The organism is Streptomyces sp. NPDC026092 (assembly GCF_040638605.1).
In the GTDB taxonomy this organism is placed as follows: domain Bacteria; phylum Actinomycetota; class Actinomycetes; order Streptomycetales; family Streptomycetaceae; genus Streptomyces.
Map to the genome: position 1 here is coordinate 264,322 of NZ_JBEZYN010000008.1, position 14,459 is coordinate 278,780.

Here is a 14,459-nt window from a genome sequence, read left to right on the forward strand (position 1 = left end):
TTCCGCCTTGCCTTCCGGACTTCCGGCCTTCTGGCAGTGGACGCGCGGCCGTGCACACACCATCCGCATCAGCAGGAGGAGACGCATGAGCGTCCGTGACATCCCCGACACCCGCGAGACCGTCGACACCGACACCACCGGTACCCCCGATCCGGCGCGCTTCGCCGTGGAATGGGAGGAGTGGCACCGGGACAAGGACGCCCGGCTCGCCGCCGAGCACGGTTTCCTCGCGGTGACCGGTCTGCACTGGCTCTCCGAGGAGCCGCAGAGCTTCCCCGGCACGCCCGGCATCTGGTCGACGGGGCCCGAGGGCGTCAGCGTCGAACTCGACGAGGAGACGGAATTCGTCGTCGACGGCACGGTGGTGCGGGGGAAGCACCTCTTCGGCGTCATTCCGGAGCGCGGCGGTATCAACGCCGTCTGGAACGACACCGTGATCGAGGTCGCCAAGCGCGGCGGCCACGACGTGGTCCGGCCGCGCCACCCCGACCACCCGCTGCGGACCGCCTTCACCGGGACGCCCGCGTACGCCCCGGATCCGCGCTGGGTAGTCACCGGCCGCTACGAGGCCTTCGACGAGCCGCGACCGACCACGGTCGGCGCCTCGGTCGAGGGGCTGCGGCACGTGTACGACGCTCCGGGCCGTATCGTCTTCCGGCTGGACGGACAGGAGTTGAGCCTGACCGCGTTCAACGGGTTCACACCCGGCAGCCTCACGGTGCTGTTCACCGACGAGACCTCGGGCGTCACCACGTACGCGGCCAACCGCCAGCTCGGTGTGGACGAGCCCGGACCCGACGGGGCGGTCGTGCTCGACTTCAACCGGGCCACCAATCTGCCCTGCGCCTACACCGACTTCGCGACCTGCCCGCTGCCCCCGGCCGAGAACCGGCTGCCCGTGGCGGTCGAGGCGGGGGAGCGCATCCCGCGGGAGCGCGGCTCGGTCGACTGACGGAACGCGCACGTGTTGCCGCGGTATGGCGACGGCATGACGAACTCGTGGCGGCATTGCACGTCGTCCCGTTGTCGCCGTACCGCGCGCCTAGCATCTCGGGAACGGCCCTGTCACCTGCTCGGTGCAGGGCCACTCCCCCGTCGCTGCCAAGGGCAGGATCGCCATGAGCATCTCCCCCACTCCCACCACCCCCCTCACCGTCGGCCAGGCTGAGCCGCAGCTCCCCGAGCTGTACGTGGTCGACGTCCGCACCCCGGGCGAGTTCGCGTCCGGCCACCTGCCCGGCGCCGTCAACGTCCCCCTCGACCGCCTCCAGGACAGCGTTTCCGATCTGCGGGCCGCCGCTGCCGACCAGACCCTCCTCCTGGTGTGTGCCTCCGGTGCCCGCTCCGAGAAGGCCGCCTCGGCGCTCGCCGCTCACGGGGTCGCCGCGGCGAGCCTGTCCGGCGGCACCGGGGCATGGGCCGCCGCCGGCCACGTGCTGGAGTTCCCGCCCGGCCCCGTACGGGCGGTCTGGGGGATGGAGCGTCAAGTCCGCTTCACCGCAGGCATCCTGGTCCTGCTCGGCCTGGCCCTCGGTCTGCTCGTCCACCCGGCGTTCCAGCTGTTGTCGGCCGGAATCGCCGGAGGCCTGGTCTTCTCCGCCCTCACCGACACCTGCGGCATGGCCGTGGTCCTCAGCCGGCTTCCCTTCAACCGAGGGGGAGCAACACCTCACGCGTGACCTGTTGGTCGTCACAGAGGTGCGTCGCGCAAGTCCCTGACGTACCAGTCGAACCGTGCGGCCTCGTCGCTGCGCGGCTGCCTTCCGGGCGTGAATCCCGCCCGCCGCGCGACTGCGGCGGATGCGGGATTGTCCGGATCGACCTGGATCACCGCCTCCTGCCCGCCCTCGGTGGCCGCGTACCGGGCCGCCAGGACGACTGCGCGGGTTGCCAGCCCACGCCCTCTCCACGACAGATAGAGGCCGTAGGCGACATTCACCTGGCCGGGAGCCAGGCCCTCTCCTGCGAACCGCAGGTCGATCGTCCCCGCGAGCGCCTCGCCGGCGGCCACCCGGATACCGAAAGCGCGCAGGGGGCCGGCCGTGCTCCACTGCTCCCTGCAGTGCCGGAAGTACGCTTCCACACCCTCGCGCGTGCCGGGACCGCCGTTGAGCCAGCGAGCCAGCAACTCATCCTCGCCCGCGAGATGCGCCTCCACATCGTCCAGGCTCAGCGGCGACAGAGTGATGATCCCGTCGAACAGTCTCACGTCATGCATCCGCCGATTCTTGACGCCGAAGCCGCGTCGCGCCATCGGATTCCGCGGGGCGTCCGCCCGGAGCCCCACCCACCTTTCGGGCCGGTTGTGAACGCCGTACTTCGCGCGTATGGCATGCGATTCAGTATGCGAGACGCGGTAGGACAAGACATTGACGTGTCCGGATTCCACTGCAAGTCTCTTGGCCGTGAGCAGTTCTGAGAACCTCGCCGCGCGGCTCCACGTCGATCTTCGACGTCAAGCCAGCGCCATCTGTGCTGTCGGTCGATAGACCCACCGGCAGGCCTCTTTCGCCTGCCCGCCGGATTTCCTCTCCGGCCAGTTTTCCTTTCCCGCCGTTCGGCGGTTCCCATTCCCTTGCCCGGAACCCTGGCACGCGCCTTTCCGTATAGGCGCCATCCAGCCGTTCCATCGAATGTGAACAGGATTCTCCATGACCACGATGGCGTCGACCCGACGACAGTTTCTCACTCTGCTCGGCCTTTCCGCGGTCGCGGTGAGCTGCGGCACGTCCGCCGCAGGGACCTCCGGCAAGGGCCAGACGCGGACCTTGCGCTACCAGGGCTGGGCAGGGCAGGTCACTTTGCCGGAGCTGGCCGAGGACCTCGGCTATCTGGGGGATGTGAACTTGGAGTGGGTCGGCAACACGATCAGTGGGCCGCAGGACATCCAGTCGGCGGCCACCGGCCAGACGGACTTCGGTGGCGCGTTCAACGGCGCGGTCGTCAAACTGGCCGCGAACAAGACCCCCATCAAGGCCGTCATCAGCTATTACGGCTCCGACCAGCACGCCTACAACGGCTATTACGTCCTCAAGGACAGCCCGATCCGCTCCGCCCGCGATCTCGCCGGCAAGAAGGTCGGGATGAACACCCTCGGAGCCCACGCGGAGGCGATGCTCGACATCTATCTCCAGCGCGGCGGGCTTTCCGGCGCGGAGATCGACAAGGTCGAGCCGCTGGTCGTGCCTCCGGTGAACACCGAGCAGTCGTTGCGCCAGAAGCAGATCGAGGTGGCCGTACTCGGCGGCATTCTGCGGGACAAGGCCCTCGCTACCGGTGGAATCCGGCCGCTCTTCACGGACTTCGAACTGCTCGGCGCCTTCAGCGCCGGCACGTACGTGATGACGGACCGCTTTCTCAAGCAGAACCCCGACACGGCCCGGACCTTCGTCACCGCTGTCGGACGGGCCATCGAGTGGTCGCGCACCACTCCGCGCGCCGAGGTCATCGCCCGGATGACGGACATCGTGAAGAAGCGCGGTCGCAACGAGGACACCTCACCCCTCAAGTACTGGCGGTCCTACGGCGTCGCCGAGACGGCGGGCCGGATCACCGGCAAGGAGCTCCAGCTCTGGATCGACTGGCTGGCCGAGCGCGGCGACATCCAGAAGGGCCAGGTGAAGGTGGACGACCTCTACACCAATGAGTTCAACGCCTCACCGGCCACCTCACCGACCACCTCCGCGTCGACGAGCGGGAGCTGATCCCATGCCGGCATCCACCACATCCACCACATCCGCCATATCCACTGCGTCCCCGACACCCAAGATCGTGTTCGAGGACATACGGAAGGTCTTCACGGTCAAGGACTCCCCGAAGTCCAGGGAGTTCACGGCCGTCGACGGTATCGACCTGGAGATAGCGGCAGGCGAGTTCGTCGTCCTCGTCGGGCCCAGCGGCTGCGGCAAGTCGACGCTGCTCGATCTGCTCGGCGGTCTCGCCCGGCCCACCGGCGGACGGATCCTGCTGGACGGCGAACCCGTCACCGGTCCCGGCCTGAACCGCGGCATCGTCTTCCAGCAGTACGCACTGCTTCCCTGGCGTACCGCGCAGGGCAATGTCGAGTTCGGCCTGGAGGCCACCGGTGTACCGCGCCGCCAACGCAGCGCACGGGCACGGGAGTTCCTGGATCTGGTCGGCCTGTCCGGGTTCGAGAACCGGCATCCGCATGAGCTGTCGGGCGGGATGCGGCAGCGGGTGGCGATCGCCCGCAGTCTGGCGTACGACCCTGACGTACTGCTCATGGACGAGCCGTTCGCCGCGCTGGACGCCCAGACCCGCGAGTTGTTGCAGGACGAACTGCTCCGCATCTGGCAGCGCACGGGGAAGACCGTCGTCTTCATCACGCACAGCATCGACGAGGCCGTCTATCTGGGGCAGCGCGTCGCCGTCATGACGTCCAGGCCGGGCCGCATCAAAGAGGTCGTGCCGGTCGCCCTCGGCTCCCGCGCCGGTACGGACGACATCCGCTCCACTCCCGAGTTCGCACGCCACCGTCACCAGATCTGGTCGCTGCTCCACGACGAGGTGGCCAGGGCCCAGCAGTTGGAGAAGCAGGAGGCATCCGTATGAGCCTCACGACCCGCACCACCACCACGCCCAGCACGCCCACCACCATCACACCCACCACCACCGACAAGACTCCCCCGCCCGTCCCTGCCCGCCTCGACGAAGGCGACCACTCCCCCGCCCGGCCGGTCCCCGTCCGCCAGGCGCTGCGACGGCTGACCTCCCTCCTCGCGACCGGGGTCACCAAGTCCGCGGCGATCGTGGCCCTGCTCCTGCTGTGGGAGACCGCTCCCCGGCTCGGCCTCGTCGACCGGACCTTTCTGCCCCCGTTCAGTGAGGTCGCCGTCGCCTGGTGGGCGCTGGCGGCCGACGGGCAGCTCGCCGACAACACCTTCGCCAGCCTGGTGCGCTCGTTCAGCGGATTCGGTCTGGCCGTGGCCCTCGCCGTACCTCTCGGTCTGCTGATCGGCTGGTACCGGCCCGTCGCCGATCTGCTCGGTCCGCTGCTCGAGGTGTTCCGCAACACCGCCGCGCTGGCCCTGCTGCCGGTCTTCGTCCTGCTCCTGGGCATCGGGGAGACCTCGAAGATCTCCATCGTGGTGTACGCGTGCACCTGGCCGATCCTGCTCAACACGATCAGCGCCGTACGCAGTGTCGACCCCACACTCCTCAAGCTCGCGAAGTCGATGGACCTGTCCGCACCCCGGCTCTTCCAGAAGGTCATCCTGCCGTCCGCCGTGCCCGTGATGTTCACCGGCATCCGGCTGGCGGGAGCCGGGTCGATCCTGGTCCTTGTCGCCGCCGAGATGATCGGGGCCAAGGCGGGGCTGGGCTATCTGATCAACGCCTCGCAGTACAACTTCGCGATCCCCCAGATGTACGCGGGCATCGTCACGATCTCCGCCATCGGCGTGACCTTCAACCAGCTCCTGGTGGTCCTGGAGCGGCGCCTCAGCTCCTGGCGCGTGTCCGCCGGCGACTGATCCGGCCCTCTTCCCCTCATCCGATCGCCCCACCACCCACGATCCGAGGAACCTCATGCCCGCGACCGGCCCCCGCCACCTCCATCTCAACGCCTTCCTGATGAACGCCGGCCACCACGACGCCGCCTGGCGCCACCCCCGTACCCAGCCCGAACGGGTCACCGATCTGCGCTACTTCCAACACCTCGCGCAGACCGCCGAGCGCGGGCTGCTCGACTCGGTCTTCCTCGCCGACGGTCTCGCGCTGTGGGGGAACGCCCGCTACAACGCGCTCGGCGGCTTCGAACCCCTCACGCTGCTGTCCGCGCTCGCGGCGGTCACCGAGCGCGTGGGACTGATCGCCACCGTCTCCACCACCTTCAACGAGCCCTTCCACACCGCCCGCAAGTTCGCCTCCCTCGACCACATCAGCGGCGGCCGCGCCGGCTGGAACATCGTCACCTCGGGCACCGTCAACGAGGCCCGCAACTTCGGCCAGGAGGAGCACCTGGAGCACCGGCTCCGCTACGAGCGGGCCCGGGAGTTCGTCGAGGTCACCACCAAGCTGTGGGACAGCTGGGAGGACGACGCGATCCTGCTCGACCGGGAGGGTGGCGTCTACGCGGACACCGACCGGGTGCGGCAGATCGATCACCGCGGTGAGTACTTCGGAGTACAGGGTCCGCTGAACGTTCCGCGCAGCCCTCAGGGCCACCCGCTGCTCGTACAGGCCGGTTCGTCGGAGGACGGGAAGGAGTTCGCCGCGCAGTACGCCGAGGCGGTCTTCACCGCCCAGCAGACCCTCGCCGACGGCCAGGCGTTCTCCAAGGACCTCAAGTCCCGGCTGGCCCGCCACGGCCGCGGCGAGGACCAACTCCTCGTGCTTCCGGGCATCGCCCCCGTCATCGGCTCGACGGAGGCCGAGGCACGCGCGCTCGAACAGGAGCTGACGGAGCTGCAGATCCCCGAGTACGGGCTCGCCCAGCTGTCCGGAATGCTCGGCACCGACCTGACGGGACTGCCCCTGGACGGGCCGCTGCCCGAGCTGCCCGAGGAACGGGACATCAACGGCAACAAGAGCCGGTTCACGCTCGTCGCCGAACTCGCCCGCCGCGACGGCCTGACCGTACGCGAACTCATCGCCCGCCTCGGCGCAGGACGCGGTCACCGCGTCTTCGCCGGCACTCCGGAGCAGATCGCCGACGAGCTCCAGGAGTGGTTCACGGAGGGCGCCGCCGACGGCTTCAACATCATGCCGCCCCTGCTGCCGGGCGGACTGGAGGACTTCGTCGACCACGTCGTACCGATCCTGCAGCAGCGCGGCCTGTTCCGTACGGAGTACAGCGGCCGCACGCTGCGCGAGCACTACGGCCTCGCCCGCCCCGCCAACCGGCTGGCCCTGGCGGCCGCGGCGCAGGAGCGACCCGCATGACCGGACTCGACCTCACCACGGACGTCCTGGTCGTCGGCGGCGGCCCCGCGGCGACCTGGGCGGCCCTCAAGGCGGCCCAGGCCGGTGCGGACGTGGTCCTCGCCGACAAGGGCTACTGCGGCACGAGCGGCGCCACGGCCTCGAGTGGCACCGGGGTCTGGTACGTCCCGCCGGAACCCGCGGCGCGCGAGGCGGCCATGGCGAGCCGGGAGGCGCTGGGCGGGTTCCTGGCCGACCGGCGCTGGATGGCGCGGGTCCTCGACCAGACGTACGCGGGCATGAACGAGCTCGCGGTGGCAGCTCGCTACCCCTTTCCCACCGGGCCGGACGGACAGCAGCTCAGGAACGGCCTGCAGGGTCCTGAGTACATGCGCAGGATGCGGATCCGCGTCCAGCGGGCCGGGGCGCGGATCCTCGACCACAGTCCGGTCACGGAACTGCTCACCGACCCCTCGGGAGCGGTCGCGGGCGCGCGGGGGCACCGGCGCCAGGCCGGACAGGCGTACCGGGTGCGCGCCGGGGCGGTCGTCCTGGCCACGGGCGGCTGCGCGTTCCTCAGCGGTGCGCTGGGCTGCAACGTCAACACCGGCGACGGTGCCCTGTTCGCCGCGGAGGTGGGCGCGGAGCTGTCCGGCATGGAGTTCTCCAACGCGTACGGCATCGCCCCTGAGGGCACCTCCGTCACGAAGACCGCGTTCTACTCCTTCGCCACGTTCTACCGCGAGGACGGGACGGTCCTGGAGGGTGCGGCCAGCCAGGGCGGCCGGTCGGTCATCGCGAGGACGCTGCTCAGCGAGAAGGTGTACTGCCGCCTGGACCGGGCGGACACGGCCGCACGGCAGGCGATGCGGCTGGCCCAGCCGAACTTCTTCCTCACCTTCGACCGGTTCGGCATCGATCCCTTCACCCAGCGCTTCGCCATCACTCTGCTCGCCGAGGGCACCGTGCGCGGCACCGGGGGCATCCGCATCACCGGGGACGACTGCTCGACCACCGTCCCCGGGCTCTACGCTGCCGGGGACGCCGCCACGCGCGAGGCGATCTGCGGCGGCTTCACGGGCGGTGGCAGCCACAACGCCGCGTGGGCCATCTCCTCCGGCACGTGGGCGGGCCAGGGCGCGGCGCGTCACGCCTTCTCGCTCGGCTTCCGCTCCGCGGCGCGCCCTACGGTCGCGGCGGGCGAGGCCGCGCTCCGGCCCACCGGAACACCGGGCCCGGCCGGCGGCTTCCGTGAGGTCGTCACGGCAGTGCAGGCGGAAGTACTGCCGTACGAGAAGAACTACCTGCGCCACGGCGAGCGGCTCACCGCCTCCCTCCGGGTCCTCGACGGCGTCTGGGAGGAGCTGCGGGCCACACTGCACGCCGAGGGCGGGGACGTGGTGCGGGCCCGGCAGGCGGCGGCGATGGCGGCGCATGCCCGCTGGATGTACGCGGCGGCGCTCGCCCGCACCGAGACCCGTGGCATGGCGAAGCGGCTCGACTTCCCGGCGCAGGACCCCGGGCAGCACCACCGCATCGTCACCGGCGGTCTCGACCGGGTGTGGACCCGGCCCGAGCCCCTGACCACCGCACCGGTGACCACCACACCGGACGTGCCCCTGGAGGTGGCCTCGTGATCGAACTGGTCTCGGCCGAACGCTGTATCACCTGCGACAAGTGCATCAAGGTCTGCCCCACCGACGTCTTCGACCGGGGCGAGGACGGCGTGCCGGTACTCGCCCGCCGCGACGACTGCCAGACCTGCTTCCAGTGCGAGGCGAACTGCCCCGCCGACGCGCTGTACGTCTCACCCCGGACCAGTCCCCTGTCCGCCGACGACCCCGCGCGCGACGAGGAACACCTGGCCCGTACCGAGCTCCTCGGCAGCTACCGCCGGCACATCGGCTGGGGACGCGGCCGCACACCCGGCGCGCTGCGCGCCGTCGGCCCTCCCCTCGGAACGCCCGGTTCCCAGGGCGGCCACTCACTGCCCATCACCTCCTGAACACCCCCTGCATCGCCTCCCGAAAGGACCCCTTCCATGACCACCAGCACCGGCTTCGACGTCCGCAGGATCGGAGGCCGTATCGGCGCGGAGATCCTCGGCGTGGACCTCGGCGCCGACCTCGCCCCCGCCGTCGTCTCCGAGATCAACTCCGCGCTCCTGGAACACAAGGCGCTCGTCTTCCGCGACCAGCGGCTCGACGAGGCGGGCCAGCTCCGCTTCGCGTCCCTCTTCGGCGAACTCACCACCGCGCACCCGACCGTGCCGTCCGTCGAAGGCCAGCCCCAGATCCTGCCGGTCGACGGCGACGAGGGCATCCGCGCCAATCAATGGCACACGGACGTCACCTTCGTCCGTACGCCGCCGAAGGCGTCCACCCTGCGCGGCATCGTGGTCCCGCCGTACGGCGGCAACACCCTGATCGCCAACTCGGGCGCCGCCTACCAGGACCTGCCCGAGCCCCTGCGGGAGCTGGCCGACAAGCTGTGGGCGGAGCACACCAACGCCTTCGACTACGCCGCCTACGCGGCCCCGAAGAGCGAGAAAGCGGCCGAGCACCGCAAGCAGTTCGTCTCCCGGAGGTACCGCACCGCCCACCCGGTCGTCCGGGTCCACCCCGAGACCGGGGAGCGGGGGCTGTTCATCGGCGGCTTCGCCCAGAGCATCGTCGGGCTCAGCCCCTCCGACTCCCGCGACCTGCTGCGCCTCTTCCAGTCGTACGTCACCCGCCCGGAGAACATCCTGCGCGTGGTCTGGCAGCCGGGCGACCTCGTCCTGTTCGACAACCGCATCACCCAGCACTACGCCCCCGACGACTACGGCGACCTGCCGCGACTGCTGCACCGCGTGACCGTCGCGGGCGACGTCCCGGCCGGTGTCGACGGCACGCTCAGCCATGTCATCGAGGGCGACGACGCCGCCCACTACACCCCCGCGGCGGCCTGAGCCCCGAAGAAGCACGGATCCCCCTGAACACACGTCGAGGCGCCTGACCTGGGTTTCCACCCGTCAGGCGCCTCTCGTGCGTCCATCTTCGGCTCCCCGGACGCGTGTCCTCCGGATTCGGTTGCGTGATCACGATCACTCTTGTTCCTGGGTTTCCGTGTCAACCGGGGGACCCTCGGCAGGCGTATGCGGGGTGTAGTCGGAGATCCGGGAGTGTTCGTTGACCGTCGAGGAGTTCGAAGAGTTCTACGCCCACGCGGTGGCGCGGCTCACGGGCCAGTTGTACGTGATGCTCGGCGACCTGCACGAGGCGCAGGACGTCGTCCAGGAGGCCTTCGTCAAGGCGTGGAACCGGCGGCGGCAGCTCGACCGGGACGGACAGCCCGAAGCGTGGATCCGTACGGTCGCGTGGCGGCTCGCGGTGAGCCGTTGGCGGTTCCGTCGGCGTACGACAGAGGCGTGGCGGCGCGGCGGCGCGCCGCCGTCGGTCGAGGGCCCCGAGCCGGACCACCTCGTGCTCGTCGACGCGCTGCGGGAACTCCCTCCGCAGCAGCGGCGCACCCTCGCCCTGCACTACCTGTGCGACCTGAGCGTCGACCAGGTCGCCGCCGAGACCGGTCTGTCGACCGGCACCGTCAAGACCCACCTGTCCCGCGGCCGGGCGGCACTCGCCCACCGGATCGAGGACCCGCGCGGCGAGCGTCCCCGCGCCGAAGACCAGCGGGGCGAGCGCCCTGGTACCGACCACCCGTCCGGCGAGGAGGCACACGGTGAATGAGTCCCGCGACCCGTCCCACGACGGCCCGTCCCACGACCCGCTGAGGTCGCTCTTCGAGGCAGCCGCCGACGCGGGCCGGGCCCGCGCCGCCTACCCGTCGGCCGCCGAGATCAGCGCCCGCGGGCAGCGCGTCCACCGGCGCCGTCTCGCGGCCCTGGCCGTGGGCGCGTGCCTCGTCCTGGGCGGCGGGGGCGCCGCGCTCGCCACCCTGCTGCCCGGCTCCTCGCAGCCGGTCGTGCCCGCGATCACCCCGTCGGTGAGCGGCCCGACTCCGTCCAGTACGAGCACGAGCGACACCCGCCCGCCCGCCATCGGCACCACCACCTCCCCTCCACCCACCCCTCCCGGCTCCGTCGCGCCGGGCGCCACGACCACCGCCCCGCCCGACAGGCCCTAGGCCCGTACCCCACCCCGCCCTTCCGGGACCGCCACCGCACCTCAGGCCGTCCCGCGCCCCGTCACGCCCTCAGAGAGAAGCAGACGCCCCCTATGACCCTCATAGAACGATATGCCCGGTCCCCCGTACCGGCGGCGCCGACAGCAGCCGTACGCGAGCCAGGCCGTGAGGGTGCTCGACGCCTCGGCCTCGACGCGGGCGACCGTGACGTCCTGACGCTCTATCTGTTCACGCGCGTCGCCCTCCTCCTCACGGCGTACTGCACGGCCTGGCTCTTCCCCCGCGATCCAGAGTCCCACCACCCGGAGCCGTTCGGGGCCGTCGTCGGACAGTGGGACTGGAACCACTACCTCAACATCGCCCGCGACGGCTACTTCCCGGACGACCCGGCGGCCAGGCCCGCCGAGTGGGACAACAGGGAGGCCTTCTTCCCCGGCTTCCCGCTCCTCCTGAGGGCGTTGCACCCCTTCGTACGCGACTGGACCGCCGCCGGACTCCTCATCTCCTTCGTCGCCGGAGCGGTCGCCGTCCTCGCGATGGGCCGCATCGCCCGGCTCCACCTGCCCCGGGTGGCCGACGCCCGCCGAACCGTCGTCCTCCTGCTCGTCTCGCCGTGCGCCGTCTTCCTCGCCGTCGGCTACACCGAGTCCCTCTTCCTCGCCTTCGCCCTGCCGGCCTGGCTCGCCGCACTGCGCCACGACTGGCGGCTCGCCGCGCTCCTCCTGGCCTGCGCGACCACCGTGCGCGTCAGCGGCCTCTTTCTCCTCGCCGCACTCCTCGTCCACTTCGCCGTGACGGCCCGTCGGCGCGGCGAGCTGCGCCAACTGCCGTGGCTGGCCCTGCCCGCGCTCCCTCCACTCCTCTACTTCTGGTACCTGTTCGGGCACACCGGCGACTGGATGGCCTGGAAGCACGCCCAAGAACGCGGCTGGTACCGCGAGTTCCACGCCCCGTGGGAGGCCTGGAGCACCACCTGGGAGGCCGCCTTCGACCACGGCTACACCGCCCCGTACGCCCTCCTGTGGCAAGCCGAGCTCATCGCCATGGGCGTCGGCCTGGTCGTCGCCGTCCTCCTCGCGCGCGCCCGCCGTTGGCCCGAGGCCGTCTACATCGCGCTCAGCCTCTGGGCGCTGGGCACCTCGTACTGGTACATGTCCATCCCCCGCGCCACCCTCCTGTGGTGGCCGCTCTGGATCGGCCTCGCCTGCTGGACGTCCCGCAGGCCCCGGCTCTTCGCTGCCTGGCTCTGCGTGTCGGTTCCGCTCTCCGTGGTCCTCGCCGTGGCCTTCTTCGCGGGACGCTGGGCGGGCTGACCTGCTGCCGCTGCCGCCGCCGCCGCCGCCGCCGCCGAAAACGTACCGCCTATCCGGTCCGGTCCGCCGTGCCGACGGGGTCGGACGCGCCGAAGGCGCGCCGGTAGGCGGCGGGCGAGACGCCGAAGGCCGTTCGCATGTGCGCGCGCAGGGAGTTGCCGGAGCCGATGCCCGCCCGGTGTGCCACAAGGTCGATGGGGAGGTCGGTGGTCTCCAGGAGCTGCTTGGCCAGTTCCAGGCGCTGCGCCGTGAGCCACTGCACGGGCGTCATCCCGACCTCGTCCCGGAACCGGCGGGTGAACGACCGCAGGCTCATCCGGGCGTGCTCGGCGAGTTGGCCGAGGGTGAGCGGCTCCCCGAGGTGTTCGAGGGCCCAGGCGCGTGTCGCGGTCGTGCTGGCGAGGGTCGGCTCGGGCACGGGCCGGTCGATGAACTGGGCCTGCCCGCCGTCCCGCCACGGCGGTACGACGCACATACGGGCCGCCCGGTTCGCCGCCGCGGCGCCGTGGTCCCGGCGGATCATGTGCAGGCACAGGTCGACCCCGGCGGCCACCCCGGCCGAGGTGAGCACGTCGCCGTCGTCGACGAAGAGCACCTCCTCGTCGAGCTTGACCTCGGGATACGCCTGCCGGAACTCGGGGGCCAGATTCCAGTGGGTGGTGGCCGGCCGGCCGTCGAGCAGACCCGCGGCGGCGAGGACGTACGAACCGGAGCAGATGGACACCAGGCGCGTCCCTGGCCGGATCCCGGCGATGGCAGCGGCGACCTCGGGCGGCAGCGGGCCGCCGCGCCCCAACTCGGGCATGGCGTGCGTCGGCGGTACGACGACGGTGTCGGCGGCGGCGAGCGCCTCGGGGCCCGCCGCGGGCTGGACGACGAAGCCGGCGTCGCTCAGAACGGGCGCGCCGTCGGCGGTGCAGACGGTGACCTCGTACAGGGGGCGGTCCTCGGCGTCCTGGACGCTGCCGAAGACGCGGGACGGGATCCCGAGCTCGAAGGGCGGCACTCCGGGCAGGGCGAGCACCGCGACGCGGTGCGGTGTCGGCGCTGTCGGGGTCGTCTCGTCCATTTCCAAGCCCATGGCCAAATCCTGGCACATAGTGGCCGGAGGGCCAACACCACGCGAGGCCGGGAGGCGGGATCGTGAACGAGTCGCCGCCGGAGAGGTTCCGGCGGACGCCGATCGAGAAGGAACGAGGCGGAGAAGCATGCGTGCGGTGGTCGTGGAGCAGTGGGGCGGTCCGGAGAAGCTCGTGGAGCGCGAGGTGGAGCGCCCGGAGCCGGGCCTGAACGAGGTGCTGGTGCGGGTGCACGCCGCCGGCGTGAACCCGGTGGACTGGAAGACCCGCGCGAGCGGCGCCCTCATCGAGTGGGGCACGCTGCCGATCGTCGGCTGGGACGTCTCCGGCACGGTCGAGGCGGTGGGCCCCGGCGTCGGGCACCTCCACCCGGGCGACGAGGTCTTCGGGATGCCGCTCTTCCCCCGGCAGGCGGGCGGGTACGCCGAGTACGTCGTGGCGCCTGCACGCCACCTCGCGCCGAAGCCGGCGTCCCTCACCCACGTCGAGGCGGCGGCTCTGCCGCTCGCCGCGCTGACCGCCTGGCAGGCCCTCGTGGACACGGCGGACGTACAGCCCGGTGAGCGTGTGCTCGTGCACGCGGCGGCCGGCGGTGTGGGCCACCTCGCCGTCCAGATCGCCAAGGCACGCGGGGCGTACGTCATCGGCACCGCCAGCTCCGCCAAGCACGAGCTGCTCCGGGAGCTCGGCGCGGACGAGGTGGTCGACTACCGCGAGGCCCGGTTCGAGGACATTGTCTCCGATGTCGACGTCGTTCTGGACGGGCTCGGCGGCGAGACGGCCGAGCGTTCCCTGAAGGTGCTGCGGACCGGGGGTCGGCTCGTCACCCTCCCCGGCCCGGACGACGTGCCCACCGCGCCCGACGGGGTACGGGCCGCTTGGGTCCTGGTCGAGCCCGACCACCTGGGCCTGCGCGAGATCACCGCCCTGGTGGAGAGCGGCGCGGTGCGGCCGGTCGTCGACACGGTCCTGCCGCTGTCCGAGGCTGCGAAGGCCCACGAGCTCGGCGAGCTGGGGCGTACGACCGGCAAGATCGTCCTGTCGGTCGTCTGACCTCCGG

The 14,459-nt window shown here is 71.3% G+C and carries 16 protein-coding genes; 14 read left to right on the plus strand and 2 right to left on the minus strand.

What is annotated here, in order from left to right:
- Positions 1–85 precede the first annotated feature (85 nt).
- Positions 86–952 carry a DUF1684 domain-containing protein gene (locus AB0F56_RS16190; protein ID WP_362009307.1) on the plus strand — a complete coding sequence of 289 codons (867 nt, stop codon included), beginning with the start codon at positions 86–88 and terminating at the stop codon, positions 950–952.
- 166 nt (positions 953–1,118) lie between these two features.
- Complete coding sequence (locus AB0F56_RS16195; RefSeq protein WP_362009310.1) at positions 1,119–1,679, plus strand: rhodanese-like domain-containing protein; 561 nt, start codon at positions 1,119–1,121, stop codon at positions 1,677–1,679.
- Between the two features lie 11 nt (positions 1,680–1,690).
- Here AB0F56_RS16195 and AB0F56_RS16200 read toward each other — a convergent pair whose 3' ends face one another.
- Positions 1,691–2,218 carry a GNAT family N-acetyltransferase gene (locus AB0F56_RS16200; protein ID WP_362009313.1) on the minus strand — a complete coding sequence of 176 codons (528 nt, stop codon included), beginning with the start codon at positions 2,216–2,218 and terminating at the stop codon, positions 1,691–1,693.
- A 187-nt stretch (positions 2,219–2,405) separates the two neighbouring features.
- Here AB0F56_RS16200 and AB0F56_RS16205 point away from each other — a divergent pair, with 187 nt between their 5' ends.
- From AB0F56_RS16205 to AB0F56_RS16255, 11 genes are all read left to right on the plus strand, one after another.
- A complete protein-coding gene (locus tag AB0F56_RS16205) occupies positions 2,406–2,489 on the plus strand; it encodes a putative leader peptide (protein ID WP_361956324.1) in 84 nt (27 codons plus the stop codon).
- A gap of 162 nt (positions 2,490–2,651) precedes the next feature.
- Positions 2,652–3,704 (plus strand): ABC transporter substrate-binding protein, encoded by a 1,053-nt coding sequence (locus AB0F56_RS16210; RefSeq protein ID WP_362009316.1) that lies wholly within the window; start codon positions 2,652–2,654, stop codon positions 3,702–3,704.
- A gap of 4 nt (positions 3,705–3,708) precedes the next feature.
- Positions 3,709–4,572 (plus strand): ABC transporter ATP-binding protein, encoded by an 864-nt coding sequence (locus tag AB0F56_RS16215; RefSeq protein ID WP_362009318.1) that lies wholly within the window; start codon positions 3,709–3,711, stop codon positions 4,570–4,572.
- Positions 4,569–5,492, plus strand: a complete 924-nt coding sequence (locus AB0F56_RS16220) for an ABC transporter permease (RefSeq protein WP_362009321.1) — start codon at positions 4,569–4,571, stop codon at positions 5,490–5,492. The genes AB0F56_RS16215 and AB0F56_RS16220 overlap by 4 nt, the downstream gene beginning before the upstream one ends.
- Before the next feature lie 55 nt (positions 5,493–5,547).
- Positions 5,548–6,903, plus strand: coding sequence for an LLM class flavin-dependent oxidoreductase (locus tag AB0F56_RS16225; RefSeq protein WP_362009324.1), 1,356 nt, complete (start codon positions 5,548–5,550; stop codon positions 6,901–6,903).
- The gene (locus AB0F56_RS16230; RefSeq protein ID WP_362009327.1) at positions 6,900–8,519 is read left to right on the plus strand and encodes an FAD-binding protein; all 1,620 of its coding nucleotides are present in this window, start codon (positions 6,900–6,902) and stop codon (positions 8,517–8,519) included. The genes AB0F56_RS16225 and AB0F56_RS16230 overlap by 4 nt, the downstream gene beginning before the upstream one ends.
- Complete coding sequence (locus AB0F56_RS16235; RefSeq protein WP_362009330.1) at positions 8,516–8,887, plus strand: ferredoxin family protein; 372 nt, start codon at positions 8,516–8,518, stop codon at positions 8,885–8,887. The genes AB0F56_RS16230 and AB0F56_RS16235 overlap by 4 nt, the downstream gene beginning before the upstream one ends.
- A gap of 36 nt (positions 8,888–8,923) precedes the next feature.
- Positions 8,924–9,832: a TauD/TfdA family dioxygenase gene (locus AB0F56_RS16240; RefSeq protein ID WP_362009333.1), complete on the plus strand. Its 909-nt coding sequence runs from the start codon at positions 8,924–8,926 to the stop codon at positions 9,830–9,832.
- A gap of 220 nt (positions 9,833–10,052) precedes the next feature.
- Positions 10,053–10,610, plus strand: a complete 558-nt coding sequence (locus AB0F56_RS16245) for a SigE family RNA polymerase sigma factor (RefSeq protein WP_362009336.1) — start codon at positions 10,053–10,055, stop codon at positions 10,608–10,610.
- The gene (locus AB0F56_RS16250; RefSeq protein WP_362009338.1) at positions 10,603–11,007 is read left to right on the plus strand and encodes a hypothetical protein; all 405 of its coding nucleotides are present in this window, start codon (positions 10,603–10,605) and stop codon (positions 11,005–11,007) included. Before AB0F56_RS16245 ends, AB0F56_RS16250 begins: the two co-directional genes overlap by 8 nt.
- Before the next feature lie 92 nt (positions 11,008–11,099).
- A complete protein-coding gene (locus AB0F56_RS16255; RefSeq protein ID WP_362009341.1) occupies positions 11,100–12,320 on the plus strand; it encodes a mannosyltransferase family protein in 1,221 nt (406 codons plus the stop codon).
- A 49-nt stretch (positions 12,321–12,369) separates the two neighbouring features.
- On the opposite strand, the gene AB0F56_RS16260 is transcribed toward AB0F56_RS16255, so the two are convergent.
- A complete protein-coding gene (locus tag AB0F56_RS16260; protein WP_362009344.1) occupies positions 12,370–13,401 on the minus strand; it encodes a helix-turn-helix domain-containing protein in 1,032 nt (343 codons plus the stop codon).
- A gap of 127 nt (positions 13,402–13,528) precedes the next feature.
- Between AB0F56_RS16260 and AB0F56_RS16265 the strand changes: the two genes are divergently transcribed.
- Positions 13,529–14,452, plus strand: coding sequence for an NADP-dependent oxidoreductase (locus AB0F56_RS16265; RefSeq protein WP_362009347.1), 924 nt, complete (start codon positions 13,529–13,531; stop codon positions 14,450–14,452).
- Positions 14,453–14,459 lie beyond the last annotated feature (7 nt).